Source organism: Ruegeria sp. K11 (assembly GCF_056531905.1).
Map to the genome: position 1 here is coordinate 17,177 of NZ_JBQFMP010000001.1, position 25,243 is coordinate 42,419.

The following is a 25,243-nucleotide window of genomic DNA, read 5'->3' on the forward strand; positions in this document are numbered from 1 at the left end:
AATTGCACAGGAAAGGTATAGTCATGGGAAACGACAACAAGACAAGCTGGTTGTTTGACAAAGACGAAGAAGACGCAAGCGACGATCTGGATTTCGGCGCGGACGATGCGTTTACCGAAAGCCTTGGACCGTCGGACAACGATGCGACTCACGCCATCGGTGGCGGGTCTTTTAGCGAAGCACCGACCGAATATGTCGAGTCCGACAAAACCGAGATCTACCACGGTGGTCTGGCCAAGAATTTTGCCGGAAAGGCCGAGTTTGATCCGATGGTCGATCCCATCACCGGGTGGTTGGTCGTTGTCAAAGGGCCGGGTCTGGGCCAGTCGGTCAATCTGGGCTCGGGCATGAACACGCTGGGCAGGGATGCGGATGAACGCGTTGCGCTGAACTTTGGTGACAAGATGATTTCGGGCAAGGATCATTTGCGCATCATTTTCGATGACGCCAATCGTGTGTTCTTTGCTGCGCCCGGTACCGGGCGAAACATCAGCCGGATCAACAATCAGATCGTGGCCACAACGATGCCCTTGGAGAACTATGCCCTGATTGAACTGTCAAAGCAGACGCATGCAAGGTTTGTCGCCTTCTGCAATGAAGATTTTGACTGGTCGGAACTGGCCGAAAGCACTGACGACTGATCCAGATGTCGGTCATTAGCGGCAAACAGCTCCTGGGGCGTCGGGAAAACCAGGAAGACGCCTTCGACGTCGTTTTTCAAAACGAACGCGATCCGAAATCGGATATTCTGATGCTGGTTGCGGATGGCATGGGGGGGCACGCTGGCGGTGAAGTCGCTGCAAATCTGGCTCTTTCGGCCTTTAAGAAGCACTTCGTCGAAGGCTCGGGCGCGCCACGCCCGCGCGACAGGTTGCAAGAGTCGTTGCACGCCGCCAATGACGCCCTTCGCAAACGGATCACAAGCCAGCCCGACCTGAAGGGCATGGGATGTACGCTGATCGCGGCATTGAAACTGGGTGATCGCCTGGTTTGGGTCTCGGTCGGTGACAGCAGCTTGTTTTTGCTGCGCGATGGACGTCTGAAGAAGCTGAACGCCGATCATTCCTTGTATGGCGAATTACTTCAGATGGTGGCGACGGGCTCGATCACGCAGGAGGATGCGGACAATCACCCCAGACGGAATGCCCTGCGTTCGGCCCTGATGGGTGAGCAGATTTCGCTGATTGATGTCAACGCAATCAACCTCAAGCCCGGGGATGTGGTGCTTGCGTGTTCGGATGGGTTGGACACGCTGTCTCAACCAGAAATCACGTCGGTGTTGAAAAAGGGTGCGGGGCACGATGTCAGAGGCGTTGCGTCGGACCTGCTGAACGCGGTCGAGGCAAAGGGAAAGCCCAAACAGGACAACACGACGGTGGTTGTTTATGTGCATGTCGAAGAAGGCATGAGCAGCTTGTTGCGCGGCAGCCAATGGGCGTTTGGTGAGGGCAAGAAAGACAACAAAAAGGTGTTGAAATACGCGTCCATTGCACTGGGCGCGTTGGCCATTGGAGCCACGGTTGGGGCCTTGTCGTGGTCCGGCGGTGACGAGCCGCCAGCGACAGAAGATGCGCCGCCTTCTTCCACAGAGCCCGCGCCTGAGCGTGACATCGAAGACCCGACTGTCAACGAACAACCCGCGACACCGCTGCCCGGTGATGGCGATGCGGAAGTGACCGAGCCCGGGACAGAGGATACCGAGGCCGATACCGGAGCCGCCCCGGATGCGCCCGCCGAAGATCCGCCCGCCACGACCGAGCCCGACGACGCGGCGCCGCCAGACCCCGAAACGGTTCCCGACGCTGATCAGGAACCGCCCAGTGAATCGCTTGAAGACGAAAGGTAAGCCCGCGCGTGTCTATTCACCTGCCAAAGGGAGAAACCTTTGCCGGCTACGTTTTGGGCAGCGTGCTGGGGCAGGGTGGGTTTGGCATCACATATCAGTCTCGCAATCGCAAAACAGGCGAGAAATTTGCGATCAAAGAGTATTTTCCGGCCGATTATGCGGAACGTGGACCGGGCAACAAAGTCTCGCCGACGCGGGAAGGCGCGCAGATTTTTCACATGGGGCTGGACGCTTTCCTGCAAGAGGCCGAGCTGCTGCGTGATCTACCGTCGCAGCAGGGCCTGATGCGCGTGCGTGCGGCGTTTCAGAAGCACGACACCGCCTATTGCGTCATGGAGTATATTCAGGGCGATCCGTTGGACCGGATGATGGCGCGCATGGTCGATGCGCGGGGATATGTGCCGCAGGACCTGGTCGTCACCTTTTTGCAATCCATGTTGGGTGCGCTGGATGCCGTTCACAAGGTAGGTGTCGTCCATCGCGACATGAAACCGGCCAACGTGATGATCCGCAAAGATGGTCAACCGATCCTGATCGACTTTGGTGCGGCGCGTCAGATGGGCAAAGCGGGTGCAGCCGGTTCGATGTTCACGCGCAAATATGCAGCGATCGAACAGTTCCCACCGGACAAAACCGGGCTGGGCGGCAATGTGCAGGAGGGACCCTGGAGCGATTTGTTCGCCTTGTCGGTCATCCTGTACGAGATGGTTTCGCAGAGCCTGCCTCCGAACGCTGAAGAGCGGTGGCGCGAGGTCAGAAAATCCGGCCGTGATCCCTATGTTCCGGTGCGCAGGAATCTGGCGCGAAATCGGGTCACGGCCAAGTATGACAGCCACTTGCTGGATGTCATTGATGCAGGCTGCAGTTTGCTGCCTCGCGACCGCATCCAATCCGCCCGGGATTTCGCGCATGCGGCGGGAATTACTCTGACAGATAGAAACAACCCGTCGCAACAACCAGAGCGTCGGAAAGTCAAACCAGCCGAGGGAAAACGCAAAGTCAGCGCATCCGGATCGCGGCCCCGTCTCAGACCGTCGGTTTTGGTCTTGTTGTTTATCATAGCGCTGGCCGGCGCCGTTATTGCATATGGGATTTCAATGTGAAGTTTATGATTTCAATACGTGTTTTCTTGGTTGCCGCGTTGTTGGTCCTGCCATTTGGGCCCAAAATGGCCTTGGCACAGGTTAACAAGGAAGTTGTCGCGTTGGCAGACGCTGCGGTGGGCCGGGTTATGGTGACCCTAGACGAAGGCTGCTGCGCTTTTGGTTCCGGGTTTGTGCTGGCACCGCTGCCGAATGGGGATGGCTTTTACTTCCTTACAAATCAACACGTCATCGAAGGCGGACGAAGTGCTTATGTCGGTTTCAAACGCGGCGACACGATTTTCAAGTATGACGTCAAGGTCGCCGTCTCGTCTTTCGAAAAAGACATGGCCGTGCTGGAAATCCGGCCCCGACAGAACTTTGACCATAAACCCCGGGTGATGGCGATCCGCGAAGGAGAAATCACCAAGGGAGAACCCGTGGCCGCGGTTGGCTTTCCCGGAAATTCCGATCTGTCCAACAAGGGTCGGAATGAGCTGGCCTTGTTTGAAACAACGTTCACGCAAGGCAATGTCAGCAAGGTTTCCCAAGGTTCGACGATGCCAAAACGCGGTATTCAGGAAATCGTCCAGCACACGGCCACAATCAACAAAGGAAATTCCGGCGGCCCAATGATCGACTTTTGCGGCTCGGCGCTCGGGCTCAATACGTCGGTGGCCCAAAACACGTTCTTTGCATCGTCGGCCAATTCAATTGGCAGATATCTGCGGGATAACAGCATCCCCTTCACCACGCATTCGCAAGCCTGCGACCCGGACAATCCCAAAATTGTTCAAGCTGGTCAGTCAGATGACAACCTTTGGGTCATTCTGGCCGTGGTGTGCGGGGCAGGAGCCGCAGTTGTGGGTGGCATGTACTTTGTCGCTTCAAAGGGCAGTGCAGAACCCGTTTTGAAATCCCGAAACGCAGGTGCCGCTGCGTCCTCGGGCGGAGCTGTTCTGGCCCTGTCCATGGCGGGGACCAACTTGAACCTGACCGCGGCGCAGCTCCGCTCTGGGGTGACAATCGGGCGGGCCAGCGAGAATACGCTGACCGTCACGGATCGCAATCTCAGCCGCCGACACGCCAACCTGTCGTTGCAGGGGCGGAAAATCATGCTGACCGATCTGGGGTCCTCGAACGGCACCAAGGTTGATGGCGCGCGCCTGAAGCCCAACAAACCTGTTCAGATCAACACCAAATCGAATGTCACGCTAGGGGGGATCAGACTTGACCTCAGCCGAACCTGACACCGCACGCACGGTTCTGTCGATCCGCAACCTGGGCATCGAACGCGCCCCGGGCTTTTTCGTCGTGATCGAAGAACTGGATTTGCGCGCCGGTGAGTCCGTGGTTCTGGATGCGGTAAGCGGCGCGGGAAAAAGCACCGCTTTGGGGTTGATCGCAGGTGCTTTGCCATTGGCCGCGTTGCCGGACATTCGGCATTCTATTGACGGCGTAGATGTGAAACCGGATATGCCCCGGTCCGAATTCGCCGGGCCTGACAAACTGGGATTTGTCCTGCAAACCAACACCTTGGTTCCCTATCTTACTCTTACCGAGAATGTGGTGCTGCCGATGCAGGTCGCGGGGTGTGTCCCGGATGAGGAATGGATGGATCATCTGATCCGCGCGCTGGGCCTGCGTGATCTGACACATCGCAAACCGGGGCAATTGTCGGTCGGTCAACGCCAGCGCGTGTCGGTTGCGCGGGCCTTGCTGGGCAAACCCGCATTGCTGCTGTTGGATGAGCCTGTGTCTGCGCTGGATCCGGCCAATGTGACCGAGGTCGAAGCCCTGATCGTCCATCTTGCGGCCGAGGCCGGATCTGCGGTGGTACTGGCCAGCCATCAGGCACAGACCGGCGAATTCGCGGACACTCCGCGCGCGGATCATCGTGTCATGGATCACGAGGGACAGTCGTATTCGATCTTTTCAACCGCAGGCCGCGCGGCGGCAAAGGTGGCATGATGATGCAGATACCGGTCAAATTGGCGTTGCGGGAATTGCGGCACGACTGGCAGTCGGCGCTGTGTTTCGTCGCGGCCCTGGCCGGGGTACTTGGGCCGTTGCTGATCGTACTGGCACTGAAGAACGGCATTATCGGAACGATGGTTGGACGCCTGATCGAAGATCCTTCGAACCGCGAGATTCTGGCCATAGGTGCTGGTCAGCATGATGCGGCGTTTTTCGCAGCCCTTGGTGCCCGCGAGGATGTGGCGTTTATTGTCCCGGCAACCCGGTCGATCAACACCTCGGCCAATGCCGTTCGCCACGAGGCCGCCCGCAAATTGGAACGCGCGGTGCCTCTGATCCCCTCTGCCGAAGGCGACCCGTTGATTACCGGCGAAGCCGTGGTGCCCGGACGGGTCTGGGTCTCAGCCATTCTGGCGGAAGATTTGGCCGTTTCGCCCGGTGACACGCTGGACATGATCATCGGGCGCGAGGTTGACGGAAACCGAGAAAACGCGCGCCGCGATCTGCAGGTGATCGGTGTGTTGCCACCAGACATCTGGCCCCGCGCGGCAATTTTCCTGTCGGTTCCGGATTTGCTGGCAGTTGAGAGGTTCCGGGACGACCTGTCGCTGACACCCGAAAACTGGACAGGTCAAACCGATATGCCCGAGACCTTTGCCAGCTATCGCCTTTACGCGCGATCACTGGACGACATCGGAACCCTGTCGTCATATTTGTCTTCGCAAGGGGTGCAATCCCGCCCCCGGGCCGAGAATGCGGCGCTGTTGCTGTCGTTCCGTCGCAACCTGAATATCTTGTTTACTGCCATCGCCGCGCTGGCCGTGTTCGGTTTCTGGGCGGCAATGTCCGCCAATCTGCGTGGCATGGTCGAACGGCAGCGGGTGATTTTCAGCCTGTTTTCCATGCTGACCATGCCCGAACGTCAACGCGGCCTGATCCCCGTTATCCAAAGCCTCGCATTGGTTCTGGGAGGGGTGGTCGTGACGCTGATCGTGATCCTGCCATTTCTGCTGGCGATCAACGCGACGTTCGACACCACTGGCGAGGCCGTCGCGCGCCTCTATGGGCTGGACATTCTGGCGACGTTGGCGCTGGGCGCGATTACGGCTGTAACGGCGGCCCTTTGGGCAGTGATGGCCGTGCGAAACGTTGAACCGCAGGAGGTGTTGACCCATGCCTAGACTGACTCATTTCGCCTTTGCAATCGGCCTGTTGACACTGGCCGGGACCGTCCAGGCGCAGGACATTACCTGGCGCGAGAAATACTATAACCCGCAACCCGCTGACGGGGATCTGACCCTGCCCATGCCGTGCGGTGGGGCCATGACATTCCGCAAGGTCGCGACCCCCAATACTGATGGCGTGATCGGAGATGTATCCGTTGTTCTGGGACAAGAGGGCGGCGATCAGCCCTATCTGAACGGCCTCCGACGCGCTTTTGTGTCCGGCGCGTTCGAGGATGAGGACGGCGCGGCCAAAGGGTATTTCTATATGGCCAAATACGAGCTGGCACAGGCACAATGGGATGTTGTTATGGCTCAGACCTGCCCGGACAAAGAGCCGCGCCGCCGTGCATTTGTGCCGGTGGTCGAAAAGACCCGGTTGGATTTTCAACGTTTTGCCGAAGTTTACACGCTTTGGCTGATGCAAAACGCACCGGATGCCTTGCCACGCGTAGGCGACACACGCGGATATCTGCGACTGCCGACCGAGGAAGAATGGGAATATTCGGTGCGCGGCGGTCTGGCGGTCGATCAATCCCTGTTCCGCTCGCCCTTGCCACCTGTTCCCGAAGGCACGCCTCAGGATGAATACATCGCGCATGGCGGGACGTCCTCGGCGGGGGGTAAGGTGCAGGTCATCGGATCGCTGAAGCCCAACCCGTTGGGTCTGCACGATATGCTTGGCAATGCGGCGGAAATCGTGGGCGACCCGTTTGCACTGGTACGTCATGGTCGATTGCATGGTCAGGCAGGCGGTTTCGTCAAGCGGGGTGGCGATGCCCGTACACCGCTGGCCGATATCACCTCGGCCACCCGGTTCGAAGTGCCGCCGTTCGATATTCTGTCCAACACCGCGTCGGCAGACCGTTTCACCGGAACCCGGCTTGTGTTGCAGGGGCTGGCGATTACCTCGGCAGATCAGGATCAGGCTTTGATCGATGGTCTTGATCAACTGGCCCGCCCGGATGAAGGACTGGCCGTTGCCGCAAGCGAGCAGGAGGCGATGGACCTGCTGGATGAGATTTCGGCCGAAACCCTGTCTGACCGAACCAAAACCCAGCTTGCGGTTATCAAGGATACGCTGAACCGCGGCAGGGTCGAGCGCAATGCGCAGCGCGACCAGTCCATTCGCCTGATCCTGACCTCGGGCGTGCTGGTGTGCGGGCAGGCCATTCGTCGCTATTTGAACGCCCTGATCTCCTCGCTGACAATCCAGCCAGAGCTGGATGCATTGGAAGCCGAAGCGCGGGAAAGTGGCGATCAGGCCTTTCTGGATGAGGTGCTGGCCGCCAAAGAGGAAGCACAGGCCAAACTGGCCGAGCTGGAGGCCAAGGCCAAAGCCGATATTGTTGAATATGCCAACCTGATCGAGGGTCTGGTCGACCAGTATTCGCCGGTTCTGCTGCGTAAGCAGATTGACTTTATCTACCCCAACGAAGCCAAGCGCGGAGAAGAGCGCGCAACCTGTCTGGCCATGGTCCAGGACCATATCGGCGCGCGCAGTGTGGCGGGGTATTCGGATTTGGATGAAATAGCAGACGACTTCCAGCAGGTTGCGTTGTCGTTTGTTCAGGAGTGATTGTGAAAGGGGTTTGAGATGCGAGATGTATTAAGCAAATCGCTGGAGGTTCTGGTCTGGATTGCAGCCGGGTTCTTTATTTTGTTCTTCTGTATTGCGGCTATCGCAGTGCTGCAGCTGAACCCGTTTGGCCCCGACTTCAAGACCATTGTGGGGGCGTTTCTGACGGTTGTCTTTGGGATTACGTGGTCTTTGGTCTTCGCGGGTATCTGCTTTCAGATCATGGATATCCGCACTTTCAGCAAACACGCAGCAATCAGCCTGAAAAACCGGAGGTGATGGGGAATGGAACATTCGGTACTTGGGCTTCGGCCCGGAAGCGTTCTGCAAGACACTTATGAAATCAAGTCGCTGCTGGGCGAGGGCGGAATGGGGGCCACGTTCCGTGGGCTGAACCGGGCCAGCGGGCACGAGGTGGCGATCAAGGTGATGACGCCCGAGTTTGCCAAGAACAAAAAGGCGGTGGATCTGTTCCGACGCGAAGCCAACCTGTTGCGCACCGTCCGCAGTGAGGCCGTCGTGCGGTTCGAAACTTCGATGTTGGACAAGGATGGCCGGCTGTTTCTGGTGATGGAGTTCGTGCCCGGTCACCCTCTGTCGCATTATTTGAAGAAAGGCGCGCGTCTGTCTTCTGATGATGTCCTGAAACTTGGGCTGCGTCTGTCCGAGGGGCTGGAAGCCATTCACAAACTGGGCATCGTTCACCGGGACGTTGCACCTGATAACGTGATGATTTCGCATGAGGATATCAATCAGGCCAAGTTTATCGACTTTGGTCTGGCGTCAGACAGCGTCGGCACTGACAAGTCCATCATCGGTGACAGCTTTGCTGGCAAGTTGCGGTATTGCGCGCCGGAACAGTTGGGGCTGTTCGGGGGGGATGTCTCTACGGCGACGGATGCCTATGCGCTGGGCTTGGTCCTCATGCGCACGGCAGGTCTGACCTTGCCCGGTGATGGCAAGGGTTTTGCCGCTGTCGAGGACAGAAAATCGGACGTCATGATTGATGGGTCCAAGGTTGAACCGGGCTTGAAATGGGCACTGGAACAGTTGTTGAGGGCCAATCCCAAGGATCGCCCCGCCGACCTTCCGGCCCTGTTCCGCAAAGCGCTTGGCGGAAGCGGTGGCACATCTGCGCGTCCGAAAGAGGTGCCTGAAGTCAAGGCCCAGCCAAAAGTTGAACCAGAGTCAAAAAGCAAGACGCCAATGATCGCGGCGGCTGTGATCGCATTGGCGGCTGTTGCAGGCGGGGCCTGGTACATGCTGTCCGGGGAAGGGGGGCCATCGGCCGAGGTGACCGAATCCGTTGTTGTCGCGCGCGAAGCGGTGGCGGCGGATGATCCTCTGACGGCGGCGCGCAACCTGTTGAACGAAGGCGGATCGCAAAACCTTGAGGCCGCGCTGGGCGCGTTGATGGCGATCAGCAACGATCAGCAACTTGCCGAACAGGATCGGGCGGACGCCAATGTCATGATCGCTGAAATGTACGATCCGGAAACGCACACCACCACAACCTCGCCATTCCCGCGCCCCGATCCTGCGGCGGCGCTGCGGTATTACCGGCGCGCCGCTGATCTTGGGTCGGAACCGGCTCAGGACGCGGTTAACCGGTTGGGCGAGTAAGGAGGGTCAGACCATGTCGAAACGTATTTTCCTGCTGAGCGCATTGTTGATGGGGCTGGCCCTGCCAGTTGCCGCCCAGAACAAGTCTCCGCTGCCGATCGAGGGCAAGACCAATTTGTTCCAGCGTGTTCTTATACGCGAGCAGATCGAGGCGCGCTCTGATCCCGAAAGTGAGGAAGGCGGGCAAGCGCTTTCTCCGCTGCAGGTCTTTTTTGTATATGACCGAAATGGCGACTGGATGCAGATCGGCCCCAATGATCAGGGCGATGATTTGGTCTGGATTCCCGAGACGGCCTCGGTCGCTTGGAACCAGAATATCGTGGCGACGCTGGAAGGCAGTGACAATGTGGGTCGTGTTCTGTTCTTCAATGATATGGATCCGATATATGACATCATCGAAAGCGAAAATCCCGGCGGGATGGCGCAGGACGCGCGCGATGATGCCCTGAAGGCGGAAACGGGTGGTGCGCCGTCAGAGTCCGTCATTGCCCTTGGCCCGCGCGAGGTCATTGATCAGCGGCAGAACCTGTATGTGATGCCGATCCTTTCCGTAGAAGAGGCGGTGTTCGATATCGGCCCCTTCGTCAACCTGCTGCAGGTGGCCGTGGCCAGCGCCAATGCGCCCAAGCCTGCCAACCTGCCAGTGGCACAGGATGCGGGCGATCTGAAAACTGCCGTTGTGTTTGTCGTGGATACGACAATTTCCATGGAACCCTATATCCGCGCCACGCGCGAGGCCTTGCAGGAAGTCTATAAAGAGGCAGCAGGCTCGGATGCTGCGGACGCGGTCAGTTTCGGATTGGTCGGCTATCGGGACAATCTGTCGGCTGCCCCCGATCTGGGCTATGACGTCCGCACCTTCGTCAACCTGCAGGACGGTCTGGCGGTTCAGAACTTTCTGGATGGCATTGACCGGATGCAGGAAGCCGATACCAGCAGCAAGAATTTCCGGGAAGACAGCTATCGGGGTATCGAGCATGCTTTGGAAGACATGGACTGGAGCGAGTTCGGTGCCCGGTTCATCGTGCTGGTCACCGACGCGGGCCCGAGAGAGTTTGACGACAAATACTCGGCCACGGGTCTGAGCGCCGAAAGCCTGAACCGGATTATCCGTGAACGGATTGGTGGGGCGATGTCGGTCATGCATCTGCGCACACCGCGGGGAACCAATGATCACCCAACTGCCGAGGCCGCGTATAAACAATTGACCGCCTATCCGAATTCGGCACCGCTGTATTTTCCGATTGAGAATGGCGACCCCGGCATCTATCAGCAGACGGCGCGCAAACTGGGGCAGATCGTTGCCCAGCAAACATCATCATATCGGCGCAGCGGCGGTGATGACGTTTTGAACGAAGACGCCATCATCAACGAGGATGGCGGGCAGTTCAGCGGGTTGAACACTGCCGGGCGCACCATGCAGCTGGCCTATCTGGGAAAGACCGAAAACGCCCGCGCGCCGGACTTGTTCGAGGCGTTTGTGGCCGACCGGGATTTCGACCGAACCGGGCTGAAGCCCTTATCCATCCGGTTGCTGATTTCCAAAGCCGATCTGAGTAACCTTGAAGAAGCCTTGCGGATCATTGTGGACCAGGCCGAGCGCAACGTGGTCAATCCGGACCAGTTCTTTACACAGGTGCTGGGTGTCGCCGCTGACATGAGCCGCAGACCCGACAAGGTCTCCAGACAGTCCGATCCAAGCCTCGCCGAGGCGGTTGCGCTGGACGAATACTTGTCGGACCTGCCCTACAAGTCGCAGATCATGTCGATCACCGAGGATGACTGGGTCCGTCTTCCGATCTCGGAACAGCAGACCATCGTCAACGGGCTTTATGACAAGATAGAACGCTACCGCCGCTATAACGAGGCCACCGATCAGTGGGTTGACTATCTGGGGGCAGGGCCGTCGGCGGGCAATCTGCTATACCCGATGCTGTTGGATGATTTGCCCTAGGCGTGTCAGGCCAGAGCTTCACCAATGGTTTGGCGGGCGTGCAGAAGGCGCCCGACCATCCGAACCGTGTATTGAACTCTAGTCAGAACAGGCTCGGGTTCAGAGGTGAAGCCGCCGTCAGGCCGCCATCGATCGTAAACAGTTGACCGGTTGCAAACCCGGCTTCATCCGAGGCGAGCCAGACCGCCATGCTGGCAATATCTGCAGGCCTGCCGAACCGGCGCATCGCATGGCGCGCCAGAGCGTCGCCGCGCGCCGTCTGTGGATCGGCCGCCAGATCGAACGCCGCATCGAGCATTCCGGTCTCGATCCAGCCGGGACAGATCGCGTTGCACCGAATATGGGGGCCATGATCCACCGCGATAGAGCGCGTCAGACCATGAACAAAGGCCTTGGACGCATTGTACAATGCCATGGATGGGTCCGCGACGCTGCCGGAAATGGAGCCGATGTTGATGATCGACCCACCCTCGGACATACGCGGGATAAACGCACGGCAGAGGTTGAACACGCCCCGACAATTGGTGCCGATCACGGCTTCCCAGTCCGCATCCGAGCTATCCGGCACAGTTTTTTCGACCTGAACGCCAGCGTTGTTTACCAGAACATCCATCTCACCGATTTCATGCGCCAGTTCATTGACCGCCGCGACGTCCGTGACGTCCAGTGTATGCCATGCGATACCCTGCGCCAAAGCTTCGGGCCTGTCGCCGCGCCCGCAGGTCGCTACATCGGCCCCTTCGTCTTTGAAGGCTTCGACGATGCCGTGCCCGATGCCTTGCCGACCTCCGGTCACCAGCGCCCGCTTTCCTGCCAATCGCATCAACAACCCTCCATCAAATGATATGCGGGGAGATAAGTGCCCAACGCCAAATCCCTCATTGTCGCTTCATAGCCGCATTTGCTGCACTTGCGCAGACAGGCCCCCATCCAGAACCCAAAGCTGACCACTGGCATAGCGCGCCTCGTCCGAGGCCAGCCAGTTGACCAGATTGGCGATATCCTCGGGCGTGCCGTAGCTGCGCATCGGATGCACATCCCGCACGGCCTGCTGCAACTGATCAATGCTCTTGCCGCCCGCGCCCGAACCTTCGCCGCTGAAAAAGCTCTGCAACATCGGCGTATCTACATACCCCGGACAGATTGCGTTGACCCTGATGCCCTCGGGACCATGATCGCAGGCCATCGCCTTGGTCAGCGCATGCACCGCGCCTTTGGTGGCGCAATAGGCCGCAAGAGCGGGGTCAGCGATGAAACCGTCATAGCTGCCGAAATTGATGATCGACGCCGTGGACCCCGATGCGGTCGCCGCGCGCATCAGCGGCAAGGCATGTTTCGAGGTCAGGAACGTTCCCGTCACATTGACCGCGAATGACAGGTTCCATTCCTCAAGCGAGGTGTCCTCGATGGTCTTTTCGATCTCGATCCCTGCCGCGTTGACCAGAATGTGCAACTGACCCGCTTCGCGGTCGACCTGCGCCATCGCGGCGATGGCATCCGCTTCCTGCGTGACATCCAGCTTGATAAAATGGCTGCCATCATCGTCATGCGACGACAATGATCCCCCGGGCGTCAGGTCGGCCGCATAGACCCTGGCCCCCTCGCGCAGGAAACGCGCAACAATGGCGCGCCCGATCCCGCCGCGCCCGCCGGTGATCAGCGCGGTTTTGCCGTCCAGCATCATTCCTTAGTCTCCTTCCAGGGGGGATAACGATAGCGGGTTGCCGCAACGGTCCAATCCATGTGATTGCGCACATATTCCTGCGCGGCATCGCGCGGCGGATTGTAATCCCATGCCTCACCCGCCCCGGCCTCCATCGCCGCATGCAGCGCACGGCGGGATTTCTGAGTCGCGATTACGTCCGCACGCAGCTTCTCGCTGTTCCAACGGCGCGCGACTTCGTCAGCAAAGGCCGCTGACGCATCCGCATGGGCCGGATCACCCGCAAGGTTCACCTTCTCCAACGGGTCGTGCAACAAATCATACAACTGCGGCGGGTCCGGGTCGCAATGGATGTATTTCAGCGACCCGCGCCGGATCATGAAGACCGGATAAGGCGTCATCTCGGCACAGTATTCACCGATTGCCTCATCCACCGGATCATCCTCGCCCCGTGCCAGAGGCATCAACGAGCGACCATCGATGGGTTCACCCAGCATGTCATTCGATCCCCCGGCGATATCAACGAAAGTCGGCAGTAGATCGATCAAAGAACATGCGTTGGCGGCAAAGCCCTGCGCAACACCGGGTCCAGCCATCACAAGGGGAACGCGGGCGGAGTGCTCGAAGAAGTTCATCTTGTACCACAATCCCCGTTCACCCAGCATATCGCCATGATCGGCGGTGACGATGAGGATCGTGTTGTCCAACTCTCCGATATCCTTCAACGCCTTCGCAATTGCACCCAATTTGCTGTCGAAATAACTGACATTCGCCAGATAGGCCCGACGTGCGCGCCGCACCTCCGCCTCGCTAAGCGGCACCGTGCTGGCCTCGATCCCGTCCATGACGCGGCGGGAGAACGGGTCTTGCTGATCAGGCGTCAGCGTGACGTCCGGCATTGGAACATCGGCGTCGGAATAGAGGTTCCACCATTCCGGCTTGGCTACATAAGGGTCATGTGGGTGGATAAAACTGGCGACCAGACAAAAGGGTGCCTCGTCCCCCGCCGCCCGATCCCGCCCCCGGTCGATCAGCCAGCGGCGGGCGGCAAACTCGACCTCGTCGTCGTAATCGGTCTGGAAGGTGGCGATTGCCTCGCCGCTTTCCTTGACCGTTTGCATGTTGTGATACCACTTGTCGATGCGCTCATCCGGGGCCTCCCAATCCGGGGTCCAGGCGAAGTCGGCGGGGTAGATATCGGTGGTCACCCGGTCCTGAAACCCGTGTTTCTGATCGGGCCCCACGAAATGCATCTTGCCCGAAAGGCAGGTGCGATAGCCCAGCGCCGTCAGGTAGTGTGCGAAAGTGGGAACCGAGGCGCGGAATTCGCTGGCATTGTCATAGGCGGCGATCCGGCTGATCAACTGGCCCGACATGAAGGCAAAACGCGACGGCGCGCAGAGCGGTGAGTTGCAATAGGCCGCATCGAAGCGCATGCCCCTTGCGGCCAAAGCATCGATATGCGGTGTCTTCACAGTTGGATGCCCATAGGTGCCACAAAACTGCGGTGCCAGTTGGTCAGCCATGACCACAACGATATTGGGCCGCCTCACGGAGCCGCCTTTGCGTATGCATCCAGAACCAGCCCATGGAAGTGATGCACCGCATGTTCCGATTTGCCCGAACCACTGGGGTCGTGAACGATCCGGCCTTGGGTGAAGGCCGGCGTGCTCATCCCGCGCTGCACGCTTTCGACGATGTCGATATCTTCCTTCTGCAAGACCTCATCCAGATACCGGATCGCTTCCAGCTCTGCCGCATCCGGTTCTGGTGTTTCGAGGAAGAAATCATATGTCTCCAGCGTCCGGTCCGGGCCCATGGGGATGATGTTCAGCACGATCATCGAGGACCGCCCCGGATAGCGCATCAGGCAGGTCGTGGGCCACAACCACCAGACCGCATGGGTCCGCACCGTGGCGTTCGACACATCATAAGCGGTGTTCGCGCCCGTACCGGCCTCGGCCATATGGCTGGAATAGATGCCGTAGGTGGTCACCTTGTAGGTGTCCATATCGACCAGATCGCAGAAGTCCTTATGCGCCGTTGGACAGTGGTAACATTCAAGGAAATTATCGACGACATTCTTCCAGTTCGATTTGATGTCATAGGTCAAGCGGTGACCGAATGTGAGGCTTTCGATATCCGGGGCCCAATGGCGGATTTCGGTCTCAAGATCGCCCGAGACCGCACGCAGCGGACGCGCCTCAGGGTCAAGATTGACGTAGATGAAGCCTGCGAACTCTTCGACCTGCACCTGATCCAGACAGATATCCTGAGTACTGAAATTGCTGAGGTTCTCCGTCTCAGGTGCGCGAACCAACTGACCGTCCAGCTTGTAGACCCACGCGTGATAGGGGCACATGATCCGCGTGGTCTGACCCTCGCCCGACAACAGGTGATGAGCGCGGTGTTTGCAGACATTGTAGAAAGCGCGCAGAACACCTTCCCTGTCGCGGATCACGGCGATAGGGCGACCTGCGATCTCGACAGTCACATACGATCCGGGCGCGCGCAACTTTTCGACATGGCAAACCCATTGCCAGGTCTTGGCGAGGATTTCATTCTGATCAACCTGATGCCAGGCCGGATCGACATAGGCTTCGGCCTTCAGCGAGTGGGTGTTGAATGGGTCGGGACTGAACCCGTCGGAAATCCGCTCAAATTGCGCTTTGGTCGGCAGTTGGCTCATTTATGGCTCCGCTATGGCGGCGGGCAGGGCCCGTGCAGGTGGGACATTGCCATATGATCATAGCAATGGGCATGATCAGCTAAACAATTTTCGCCATCAGATGTACTTTTCTCGCCGCAGCTTCATTCGCAACTGGCCTTCCGGTGCATGGGCCAGGCCCGGTATTCGAATGGCACGCGCCCTTCGATCCTGTCTTTGCTAGGGGGCAGGCCGAACCTTTGTTTATAGGATCGGCTGAAATGCACCTGACTGGCAAAGCCCGAGGCAATTGCGATTTCCGCGATTGGCATCTCGGTTTGTGTAACCAGCCCTCGCGCGCGGTCCAGCCGGATATCGCGATAGTAAAGCGCTGGTGTCTTCCTGATATGGGTGGTGAACAAGCGGTCAAGCTGACGGTGGGAAACCCCGGCTTGCTTGCAGATTTCAGGGATCGGCAGAGGGTGCTCCAGATGCGCCTCCATGATGTGTATTGCAATTCTGAGTGTTGCGGGAACGACCGCCCCCAATGGCTCGGTCCCGTCCGGTTGTTGCAGGGCGGCTGGGCCCCGCAGCCGGTCGTGAAAAACATATCGCGCGGCCGCATTTGCCAGAGCGCTGCCAAGGATGCCTTGCAATATCTGTAGCGCGAAATCCACCGATGCGCCGCCGCCGCAGCACGTGACGCGGTTTCTATCCAGAACATACAGGTTTTCGACAACGTCCACGTCCGGATACAGCTCTTGAAACGCGTCGATATGTTCGTAATGGACCGTAGCCTGGTGACCCGTCAGCAAACCGGCCTGAGCCAGAATGAAAGCGCCCGTATCCAGCGCCCCCAACGTGGCCCCGCCGCGCGCCCAGCCGCGCAGCGCGTTTGAAATGCCGGGCGTCAGATGCTTTTCAGGCGCCCAACTGGCAGAGACGATGACAATATCTGCAGGCGCGCGAGAGATATCAGCAAGCGCTTTGGTTTCGATGCCCGCCCCATTGCTGGCCGGGCAATAACCGCCTGCTTCGGACGCGAATTCCCATCTGAAATACGATGTCCCATCCAGATAATTGGCGGCTCGGAAAGGATCGATAAAACCCATGGTCGCGGACAGGTTGAAACTGGGCGCGACGAGGATAAGCAGGTTCGTGCTCTTGCTTTCGCGCCTGACCATCGTCCGTCCCCGTTGTCCTGCAACTGCCTTCAGAAGACAGCCTTCGCGACTTTTGTGCAAGACCGGCCTGGTGGGAGAAAAACTTAGGATGGTTGGCCCATGCTGTGATGTGGATGTTTTAAGTTTAAAATTTTCTAACTTGAAACGTTAGTTGAACCATCCTAACCTTCTTGCATTGACGCAGACAGGAGAATGCCAGTGATGCGCATTGCATGTTTGGGTGGTGGCCCCGCTGGCCTGTATTTCGGGATATCGATGAAGCTTCGCGATCCCGGCGCCGAAGTTGTGGTGTTCGAACGCAATCGCCCGGACGACACCTTTGGCTGGGGCGTCGTGCTTTCGGATGAAACACTGGACAATCTGGCGCAGAACGATCCGGTCAGCGCGGACATTATCCGGGATCACTTCGCCTATTGGGACGACGTGGCGCTTATTCACAAGGGTCAGCGGACGGTATCGCAGGGTCATGGCTTTTGCGGCATCGGGCGCAAGCAGCTGCTTTTGATCCTACAGGACCGGGCGCGCCAGCTGGGGGTCGATCTGCGCTTTGAGACCGAGGTGGGGCAGGCGTCATCTTATATGGACGACTATGATGTGGTTGTCGGGGCTGACGGGCTGAACTCGAAAACGCGGATGGAATTTGCCGAGGTGTTCAGGCCCGACATAGACCAGCGTCTGTGCAAGTTCGTGTGGCTAGGCACCCATCAGAAATTCGATGATGCGTTTACGTTTATCTTCGAGCAAACCGACAAGGGATGGGTCTGGGCGCACGCCTATCAGTTTGACGCCGACACGGCGACGTTCATCGTCGAATGCACGCAGGACACATTTGACGCTTACGGTTTCGGAGAGATGAGTCAGCAGGACTCCATCTCGGTCTGCGAAGAGATTTTCAAAGATCATCTGGGCGGTCACAGTCTGATGACAAATGCCAATCATATCCGCGGCTCGGCCTGGCTGCGCTTTCCGCGTGTGCTGTGCGAAAAGTGGAGCTACAAAAATGTGGTTTTGCTGGGCGATGCTGCTGCGACGGCGCATTTTTCCATCGGGTCGGGCAGCAAGCTGGCAATGGAAAGCGCAATTGCGCTGGCCGATTACATTGTCGGCGAGGACAGTCTGGAAGCCGCATTTTCCCGGTACGAAGATGAGCGCCGGTTGGAAGTCCTGCGCTTGCAGTCCGCGGCCCGGAATTCTCTGGAATGGTTCGAGGATGTGGAGCGGTATCTGGACCTCGACCCGGTTCAGCTGAACTATTCGATGCTGACGCGATCCCAGCGGATCAGTCATGAAAACCTGCGTGAACGCGATGGCGTGTGGCTGGGGCAGGCCGAGGCGTGGTTCATGGAGCAGGCCGGCAACGGTGCCAACGCGCCTGCGCGGGCACCGATGTTTGCGCCGTTTCAGCTGCGCGAGATGCATCTGAAAAACCGCATCGTTGTGTCTCCGATGGCGCAATACAAGGCGGTGGATGGGTGCCCCACTGACTGGCACCTGATCCATTACGGTGAACGGGCCAAGGGGGGTGCCGGGCTGGTTTATACCGAGATGACATGTGTTTCGCCCGACGGACGGATCACTCCCGGTTGCCCGGGGCTGTACGCGCCGGAACATGAAGACGCCTGGCGGCGGTTGACGCAGTTTGTGCATGCCGAGACCGAGGCCAAGATTTGCTGCCAGATCGGCCATTCGGGCCGCAAAGGATCGACCCGAGTGGGATGGGAGGGGATGGACCAGCCGCTTGAGGTCGGAAACTGGCCGCTGCTGTCTGCTTCGGCGATTCCATGGTCAGACGGGAATGCCACCCCCAAGGCGATGGACCGCAGCGATATGGATACTGTCACGGCCAGCTTTGTGACCGCGACCGAAATGGCGGATCGGGCAGGCTTTGACATGATCGAGTTACACGCGGCACATGGCTATTTGATCTCGTCCTTTATCTCTCCGCTTTCGAACCAGCGGCAGGATGAATATGGGGGAAGTCTTGACAACCGGATGCGTTACCCGCTTGAAGTTTTTGCGGCAATGCGCGCAGCCTGGCCCGCGCACAGGCCGATGGCGGTGCGCATTTCGGCCAATGACTGGGTTGGCGACGATGGCGTTACACCTGAAGAAGCCGTCAGAATTGCCGCCATGTTCGAAGCGGCGGGCGCGGACATTATCGACGTATCGGCCGGACAAACCTCAACCCGGGCCAAGCCGGTTTATGGCCGGATGTTTCAGACCCCGTTTTCCGACCGCATTCGCAACGAAGGTGGCATCAGGACGATGGCGGTTGGGAACATTTATGAACCCGATCATGTAAACTCGATCCTCATGGCGGGGCGGGCCGATCTGGTGTGTCTGGCACGACCCCACCTGAACGATCCGTACTGGACGTTGCACGCCGCCACGGCGTTGGGGGATCGGCAGGAGGTTTGGCCAAAACCCTATGAGGCAGGCCGGGATCAGGCCTGGCGTCTGGCGGATCGCGACGCCGAGATGGTGGGCAAGGTATGAGCCATGTCGTGATCTCGGGCGGGGGAACCGGCGTCGGCGCAGAGATCGCGCAGAGCTTTGCTCGCACAGGCGCAAAGGTCACCATATTGGGCCGCAGCGAGGCGACCTTGCAGGCGCAGGATATACCGTATGAGCTGTGCGATGTGACCGATGCAGCGCAAGTGCAAAATGCCTTCACTGCAGCGCGCACGGAGCGAGGCCCGATCACCGCGGTGATCGCCAACGCGGGTGCAGCAATCTCTGTGCCGTTCGAAAAGATGGGGCCTGACGATCTGCGCGCGATGACCGAGGTCAATCTGGTTGGTGTCTTCAACCTCTGGCAGGCGGGCTTGCCGGACATGAAAGCTGCTGGGGCGGGGAGACTGATCGTCATTGCATCGACCGCGGGGCTCAAGGGCTATCCTTATGTCTCTGGCTATTGCGCGGCCAAGCACGCAGCAGTGGGCCTGACCCGGTCCTTGGCGATCGAACTGGCCAAAACGGGGGTGACGGTAAACGCCGTTTGTCCGGGGTTTGTCGAAACCCCGATGCTTGATCGGTCTATCGCAAATATTGTCAGCAAAACCGGGATGAGCGAGCAAGACGCCGCAGCATCGATGAACAAGGGAAACCCGCAACGGCGCTTCATCCAGACCGAAGAGGTTGCCAGTGCGGTGCTATGGCTCTGCTCGGACGCGGCAAAGTCGGTAAATGGACATACGTTGAGCCTGTCGGGGGGCGAGATATGAGCCAGAGCCTCGCCCAGTTGCCACTGGAAGATGCCTCGAAAGAAAGGCTGCGGCTGTGGCTGCGTCTGCTGAAAACAACGCGCGTGATCGAGGCGACATTGCGCGAGAATTTCCGCGATCAGTTCCAAACCACTTTGCCCCGGTTCGATGTCATGGCGGCCCTGTCGCGCTATGAGGACGGGTTGAAGATGAGCGAAATCTCGGGCGCGCTACGGGTGTCCAATGGCAATGTCACCGGTATCGTCGACCGCCTGGCCGAAGACGGCTTTCTTGTGCGTCAGGCCGTGCCGGGTGACAGGCGGGCCCACCGCGTTCGTATGACGCAAAAGGGTCGCGAAGAATTCGCCCGTCAGGCCGCCGCGCACGAGGTATGGATCAACGATATGCTGGGGCAGTTCTCGGCAGCAGAAGCCCGCGCGATCACCACAGAATTCAGCTTGCCGGAGGGGCCAGATGCGCAGTGATGTCACTCATTTCCAATGCGAGATCAAGGACCGGGTCGCAACAGTGCGTCTGGACCGGCCGGATCGCAAGAATCCACTGACATTCGACAGCTACGCCGAGCTGCGCGACTGGTTTCGCGATCTGGCCTATGCCGATGACGTGGATGCGGTGATCTTTGCGTCGAACGGGGGTAACTTCAGCTCGGGCGGGGATGTGCATGATATCATTGGGCCTCTGACCCGGATGAACATGAAGGAATTGCTGACTTTCACCCGGATGACTGGTGATCTGGTCAAGGCAATGGTGAATTGCGGCAAGCCGGTGATCGCTGCGGTGGACGGCATCTGCGTGGGTGCCGGGGCGATTATCGCGATGGCTTCGGATTTGCGTATCGCGACACCGCAGGCCAAATGCGCCTTTCTGTTCACGCGGGTCGGGCTGGCGGGATGCGACATGGGCGCTTGTGCCATTCTGCCCCGGATCATCGGACAGGGGCGGGCGGCTGAGTTGCTTTACACCGGTCGCAGCATGAGCGCTGATGAAGGCGCGGCATGGGGCTTTTACAACCGACTGGTTGCGGCGGATCAGTTGCAAGCCGAAGCGCAAGGGCTGGCCGCACGCATCGCGGCGGGTCCGAATTTCGCACATATGATGACCAAGACCATGCTGGCGCAGGAATGGTCGATGTCCATCGAACAGGCCATCGAAGCCGAGGCTCAGGCGCAGGCCATCTGTATGCAAACCGGAGATTTTGAGCGTGCTTACAATGCGTTCGTTGCCAAAGATAAACCAGTGTTCGAGGGCGACTGATGTCAGATCACACCTTCCTGTCCTGGCCGTTCTTCGACCCACATCACCGCGACTGGGCGGCGCGTGTCGAGGACGTGGCACAGGGGTTGGAGATCGACCACGCGGATACGGATGCGGCGTGCCGCGCCTTGGTTCGTGCGCTGGGGGATGCCGGGGTATTGCAGCCCACAGCCGATGAGACGGGCGTGTTGGATGTGAGAAAGCTATGTATCGCGCGCGAGATTCTGGCCCGCCACGACGGGTTGGCGGATTTCTCGTTTGCGATGCAGGGATTGGGCACCGGTGCGCTCTCGCTGTTCGGAACAGACGCGCAAAAGGCGGCGTGGTTGCCCCAGACCCGCAGCGGGAAGGCGATATCCGCCTTTGCCCTGACCGAGCCGCAATCGGGTTCGGATGTCGCCAGTTCCACCATGACGGCGGTGCGGGATGGCGACCACTATGTGCTGAATGGCGACAAGACCTGGATATCGAACGGGGGAATTGCCGATGTTTATACGCTGTTTGCCCGTACCGGAGAGGCCGCGGGGGCAAAGGGGCTGTCGGCTTTTGTGGTGACGCCCGATCTGCCCGGATTTCAGGTCATCGAACGGCTGGACACGATCGCGCCGCATCCGCTGGCGACACTGCGGTTTGACGATGTGCGTGTTCCGGCGTCGGCCATGATCGGCGCGCCGGGGCAGGGGTTTGGCATTGCCATGGCCGTGCTGGATGTCTTTCGGTCCACGGTCGCGGCGGCGGCGCTTGGGTTCGCGCGCCGCGCACTGGACGCGGCACTGACCCGGGTGACAAGCCGGCAGGTTCAGGGCGCGCCGCTGTTCGATCTGCAAATGGTGCAGGGACATATCGCTGACATGGCGCTGGATATCGATGCCAGCGCGCTGCTGATCTATCGCGCGGCCTGGGCCAAGGACAGCGGCGCTGCCCGCGTGACCCGCGAAGCGGCCATGGCCAAGCTGTTCTCGACCGAACAGGCGCAGCAGGTCATCGACAAGGCGGTGCAGCTGTTCGGTGGCGACGGGGTGCGGTCCGGCAGCACTGTCGAGACGCTATATCGTGAGATCCGTGCGCTGCGCATCTACGAGGGCGCGTCCGATGTGCAAAAGGTCATCATCGCGCGGCAAGCCATGATGGCGCATCAGGGAGGTTTGTGATGCTTGGCCAATCCGCTCATATCGACACATTTGCCCGGGATAACCTGCCTCCTGCCGATCAATGGCCTGATTTTCTGCTGGATGGGTTCGACTATCCGGAAGTTTTGAATGCGGCTTTCGAGCTGACCGATGCCATGGTCGAAAAGGGCTTTGGCGACAACACTGCCTTGATCGGCAACGGGCGTCAGCGCACCTACAAAGAGTTGACGGACTGGACAAACAGGCTGGCCCATGTGCTGGCCGAGGATCTGGGGGTCAAACCCGGCAATCGCGTTCTGATCCGGTCAGCCAACAACCCGGCCATGGTTGCCTGCTGGCTTGCGGCAACCAAGGTGGGTGCGGTTGTCGTGAACACCATGCCGATGCTGCGCGCCGGTGAGTTGACCAAGTACATCGACAAGGCGGAAATCCAGTTCGCGCTGTGTGATACGCGTCTGATGGAGGAAATGGAGCTGTGCGCGCAGAGCAGCAGGTTCCTGACCCGGGTGGTCGGGTTTGACGGCACGTCGAACCACGATGCCGATCTGGACCGGATGGCTTTGGAAAAGCCGGTAAAGTTTGACTGCGTACAAACCGGGCGGGACGACGTGGCGCTGTTGGGCTTTACCTCCGGTTCAACCGGAGAACCCAAGGCCACGATGCATTTTCATCGCGATCTGCTGATCATCGCCGATGGTTACGCGCGCGAGGTTCTGGGCGTGACACCGAAGGATGTGTTTGTCGGCTCGCCGCCGCTGGCATTTACCTTCGGGCTGGGCGGTCTGGCCGTGTTCCCGTTGCGGTTCGGGGCGACCGCCACGTTGCTGGAACAGGCCTCACCGCCGGGTATGATCGAAATTATCGAAAAATACCGCGCGACTGTGTGTTTTACGGCACCCACGGCCTATCGCGTGATGCTGCAGGCGATGGAGGACGGGGCGGACCTGTCCAGCTTGCGGGCTGCAGTGTCGGCGGGTGAGACCCTGCCCAAACCGATCTATGACGACTGGATGGCCCGGACCGGAAAGCCGATGTTGGACGGCATAGGCGCGACAGAATTGCTGCATATCTTCATTTCCAACCGCTTTGACGACCATCATCCGGCCTGTACCGGCAAACCTGTCAGCGGCTATGAAGCCAAAGTGCTGAAGGATGACGGCAGCGAGGCTGATATCGGCGAAATCGGGCGGCTGGTCGTGCGCGGGCCAACGGGCTGCCGGTATCTCAATGATGCGCGGCAGGCCGATTACGTGTCGGGTGGGTGGAATGTCACCGGCGACAGTTTCTTTTGCGATGCCGAAGGTCGGTTTCATTTTGCAGCGCGCAATGACGATATGATCCTGTCATCGGGCTATAACATCGCCGGTCCCGAGGTCGAGGCCGCACTGTTGTCTCATGACGCGATTGCCGAATGCGCCGTCATTGGCGCGCCGGATGCCGAGCGGGGCAATATCGTCGAAGCCCATGTGGTTCTGACCAACCCGGCGGAGGCATCAGAGGACATGGTGCTGCGGCTTCAGGAACACGTTAAGTCCGTCATCGCCCCATACAAATACCCGCGGGCCGTGCGCTTTTGTACTGAACTGCCCAAGACGCAGACGGGCAAGGTTCAGCGTTTCAGGCTTCGCGAGGGGAAATGAACGAAAAAGCCGGTCGCAAACGGGTGGTCAGGGCGGCTGATATTTGTTTGAAATAACAAGACCAACTAGGGAGAAACACATGAAAAAGCTTCTTTTGGCCGCTGCGGCCTCGGCGCTGTGCGCGTCAGGTGCGTTTGCCGAGGTGAAGGTCGGGATGATTACGACATTGTCGGGCGGCGGCGCGGGTCTGGGTATTGATGTCCGGGACGGGTTCATGCTGGCCATCGCGCAATCAGGCCGTGACGATATCGAGGTTGTCATCGAAGACGATCAGCGCAAGCCGGATATCGCGGTGCAACTGTCGGACAAGATGATCCAGTCCGAGCGGGTCGACGTGATGACCGGCATCATCTGGTCGAACCTCGCTATGGCGGTGGTGCCGGCGGCGGTGAATCAGAACGTGTTCTATCTGTCCCCCAACGCGGGGCCGTCTCCTCTGGCAGGCAAGGGGTGTCATCAGAACTACTTCAACGTGGCCTGGCAGAACGACAATCTGCACGAGGCGGCGGGCGCATATGCAAATGGCGTCGGATACGAAAAGTCGTTCATCATGGCCCCGAACTACCCGGCTGGCACGGATGCCCTGACCGGTTACAAGCGGTTCTTCGAGGGTGATCTGGCCGGTGAGGTCTATACCAAGCTGGGACAGACGGATTACGCGGCCGAGATCGCACAGATCCGGGCCAGTGACGCGGACAGCGTCTTTTTCTTCCTGCCCGGCGGGATGGGGATTTCCTTCCTCAAGCAATATGCCGACAGCGGTATCGACCTGCCGGTCGTGGGTCCCGCGTTCAGCTTCGATCAGGGTATCCTGCAGGCGGTCGGCGATGCGGCGATGGGTGTGGTGAACACTTCGCAGTGGAACAAGGATATCGACAACCCGACCAATGCGGCGTTTGTGGAGAGTTTCCAGGCGGAATATGGGCGCCTGCCGTCGCTCTATGCCAGCCAGGGGTTTGATACCGCGAACCTGTTGCTGTCCGCGTTGGACAAGGCTGATCCGGCGGATGCCAACGCGTTTCGCGAGGCGCTGCGGGCTGCGGAATTCGACAGCACACGCGGGGATTTCTCGTTCGGCCCGAACCATCACCCGGTTCAGACCATCTATGCGCGTGAGGTGATCAAGGAAGGTGACGTCTTCACCAACAAGATCATCGGCACCGCGCTGGAAGGTCACTCGGACGCGTACGCGGCTGATTGCAAGATGTAAGCGATTT

22 protein-coding genes are annotated in these 25,243 nt (G+C 59.2%); 17 read left to right on the forward strand and 5 right to left on the reverse strand.

The window, feature by feature from the left end:
• Positions 1 to 23: 23 nt before the first annotated feature.
• The 10 genes from ACR0K4_RS00095 to ACR0K4_RS00140 all read left to right on the forward strand — a co-directional run bounded on the left by ACR0K4_RS00095 (position 24) and on the right by ACR0K4_RS00140 (position 11,284).
• Positions 24 to 641 carry an FHA domain-containing protein gene (locus tag ACR0K4_RS00095; RefSeq protein WP_480852368.1) on the forward strand — a complete coding sequence of 206 codons (618 nt, stop codon included), beginning with the start codon at positions 24 to 26 and terminating at the stop codon, positions 639 to 641.
• 5 nt (positions 642 to 646) lie between these two features.
• Positions 647 to 1,846, forward strand: a complete 1,200-nt coding sequence (locus tag ACR0K4_RS00100; protein WP_480852369.1) for a PP2C family protein-serine/threonine phosphatase — start codon at positions 647 to 649, stop codon at positions 1,844 to 1,846.
• Between the two features lie 8 nt (positions 1,847 to 1,854).
• The gene (locus ACR0K4_RS00105) at positions 1,855 to 2,949 is read left to right on the forward strand and encodes a serine/threonine protein kinase (protein WP_480852370.1); all 1,095 of its coding nucleotides are present in this window, start codon (positions 1,855 to 1,857) and stop codon (positions 2,947 to 2,949) included.
• 65 nt (positions 2,950 to 3,014) lie between these two features.
• A complete protein-coding gene (locus ACR0K4_RS00110) occupies positions 3,015 to 4,178 on the forward strand; it encodes a trypsin-like peptidase domain-containing protein (RefSeq protein ID WP_480852371.1) in 1,164 nt (387 codons plus the stop codon).
• Positions 4,159 to 4,899, forward strand: a complete 741-nt coding sequence (locus ACR0K4_RS00115; protein ID WP_480852372.1) for an ATP-binding cassette domain-containing protein — start codon at positions 4,159 to 4,161, stop codon at positions 4,897 to 4,899. The genes ACR0K4_RS00110 and ACR0K4_RS00115 overlap by 20 nt, the downstream gene beginning before the upstream one ends.
• Positions 4,899 to 6,086 carry an ABC transporter permease family protein gene (locus tag ACR0K4_RS00120; protein ID WP_480515859.1) on the forward strand — a complete coding sequence of 396 codons (1,188 nt, stop codon included), beginning with the start codon at positions 4,899 to 4,901 and terminating at the stop codon, positions 6,084 to 6,086. Before ACR0K4_RS00115 ends, ACR0K4_RS00120 begins: the two co-directional genes overlap by 1 nt.
• Positions 6,079 to 7,707 carry a formylglycine-generating enzyme family protein gene (locus ACR0K4_RS00125; protein WP_480852373.1) on the forward strand — a complete coding sequence of 543 codons (1,629 nt, stop codon included), beginning with the start codon at positions 6,079 to 6,081 and terminating at the stop codon, positions 7,705 to 7,707. Before ACR0K4_RS00120 ends, ACR0K4_RS00125 begins: the two co-directional genes overlap by 8 nt.
• Before the next feature lie 18 nt (positions 7,708 to 7,725).
• The gene (locus ACR0K4_RS00130; protein ID WP_480515857.1) at positions 7,726 to 7,986 is read left to right on the forward strand and encodes a hypothetical protein; all 261 of its coding nucleotides are present in this window, start codon (positions 7,726 to 7,728) and stop codon (positions 7,984 to 7,986) included.
• Positions 7,987 to 7,992: 6 nt separating this feature from the next.
• Complete coding sequence (locus tag ACR0K4_RS00135) at positions 7,993 to 9,330, forward strand: serine/threonine-protein kinase (RefSeq protein ID WP_480515856.1); 1,338 nt, start codon at positions 7,993 to 7,995, stop codon at positions 9,328 to 9,330.
• Positions 9,331 to 9,343: 13 nt separating this feature from the next.
• The gene (locus ACR0K4_RS00140) at positions 9,344 to 11,284 is read left to right on the forward strand and encodes a vWA domain-containing protein (protein ID WP_480852374.1); all 1,941 of its coding nucleotides are present in this window, start codon (positions 9,344 to 9,346) and stop codon (positions 11,282 to 11,284) included.
• Positions 11,285 to 11,366: 82 nt separating this feature from the next.
• Here the strand turns inward: ACR0K4_RS00140 and ACR0K4_RS00145 are convergent, their stop codons facing one another.
• From ACR0K4_RS00145 to ACR0K4_RS00165, 5 genes are all read right to left on the reverse strand, one after another.
• Positions 11,367 to 12,107: an SDR family NAD(P)-dependent oxidoreductase gene (locus ACR0K4_RS00145; protein WP_480852375.1), complete on the reverse strand. Its 741-nt coding sequence runs from the start codon at positions 12,105 to 12,107 to the stop codon at positions 11,367 to 11,369.
• A gap of 66 nt (positions 12,108 to 12,173) precedes the next feature.
• Positions 12,174 to 12,968 (reverse strand): SDR family NAD(P)-dependent oxidoreductase, encoded by a 795-nt coding sequence (locus ACR0K4_RS00150; protein ID WP_480852376.1) that lies wholly within the window; start codon positions 12,966 to 12,968, stop codon positions 12,174 to 12,176.
• Complete coding sequence (betC, locus tag ACR0K4_RS00155; RefSeq protein WP_480852377.1) at positions 12,965 to 14,500, reverse strand: choline-sulfatase; 1,536 nt, start codon at positions 14,498 to 14,500, stop codon at positions 12,965 to 12,967. The genes ACR0K4_RS00150 and betC overlap by 4 nt, the downstream gene beginning before the upstream one ends.
• Positions 14,497 to 15,636, reverse strand: a complete 1,140-nt coding sequence (locus ACR0K4_RS00160; protein ID WP_480852378.1) for an aromatic ring-hydroxylating oxygenase subunit alpha — start codon at positions 15,634 to 15,636, stop codon at positions 14,497 to 14,499. Before ACR0K4_RS00160 ends, betC begins: the two co-directional genes overlap by 4 nt.
• 122 nt (positions 15,637 to 15,758) lie before the next feature.
• Complete coding sequence (locus tag ACR0K4_RS00165; RefSeq protein WP_480852379.1) at positions 15,759 to 16,778, reverse strand: GlxA family transcriptional regulator; 1,020 nt, start codon at positions 16,776 to 16,778, stop codon at positions 15,759 to 15,761.
• Between the two features lie 201 nt (positions 16,779 to 16,979).
• Between ACR0K4_RS00165 and ACR0K4_RS00170 the strand changes: the two genes are divergently transcribed.
• From ACR0K4_RS00170 to ACR0K4_RS00200, 7 genes are all read left to right on the forward strand, one after another.
• On the forward strand, positions 16,980 to 19,274 hold the full coding sequence (locus ACR0K4_RS00170; protein ID WP_480852702.1) for a bifunctional salicylyl-CoA 5-hydroxylase/oxidoreductase: 2,295 nt from the start codon (positions 16,980 to 16,982) through the stop codon (positions 19,272 to 19,274).
• Positions 19,271 to 20,002, forward strand: a complete 732-nt coding sequence (locus ACR0K4_RS00175) for an SDR family NAD(P)-dependent oxidoreductase (RefSeq protein ID WP_480852380.1) — start codon at positions 19,271 to 19,273, stop codon at positions 20,000 to 20,002. Before ACR0K4_RS00170 ends, ACR0K4_RS00175 begins: the two co-directional genes overlap by 4 nt.
• On the forward strand, positions 19,999 to 20,466 hold the full coding sequence (locus ACR0K4_RS00180) for a MarR family winged helix-turn-helix transcriptional regulator (RefSeq protein WP_480515847.1): 468 nt from the start codon (positions 19,999 to 20,001) through the stop codon (positions 20,464 to 20,466). The genes ACR0K4_RS00175 and ACR0K4_RS00180 overlap by 4 nt, the downstream gene beginning before the upstream one ends.
• Positions 20,456 to 21,256, forward strand: coding sequence for an enoyl-CoA hydratase family protein (locus ACR0K4_RS00185; protein ID WP_480852381.1), 801 nt, complete (start codon positions 20,456 to 20,458; stop codon positions 21,254 to 21,256). The genes ACR0K4_RS00180 and ACR0K4_RS00185 overlap by 11 nt, the downstream gene beginning before the upstream one ends.
• Positions 21,256 to 22,407 carry an acyl-CoA dehydrogenase family protein gene (locus tag ACR0K4_RS00190; RefSeq protein WP_480852382.1) on the forward strand — a complete coding sequence of 384 codons (1,152 nt, stop codon included), beginning with the start codon at positions 21,256 to 21,258 and terminating at the stop codon, positions 22,405 to 22,407. The genes ACR0K4_RS00185 and ACR0K4_RS00190 overlap by 1 nt, the downstream gene beginning before the upstream one ends.
• The gene (locus ACR0K4_RS00195; protein ID WP_480852383.1) at positions 22,407 to 24,026 is read left to right on the forward strand and encodes an AMP-binding protein; all 1,620 of its coding nucleotides are present in this window, start codon (positions 22,407 to 22,409) and stop codon (positions 24,024 to 24,026) included. The genes ACR0K4_RS00190 and ACR0K4_RS00195 overlap by 1 nt, the downstream gene beginning before the upstream one ends.
• Positions 24,027 to 24,105: 79 nt before the next feature.
• Positions 24,106 to 25,236, forward strand: coding sequence for an ABC transporter substrate-binding protein (locus tag ACR0K4_RS00200; RefSeq protein WP_480852384.1), 1,131 nt, complete (start codon positions 24,106 to 24,108; stop codon positions 25,234 to 25,236).
• Positions 25,237 to 25,243: the final 7 nt, after the last annotated feature.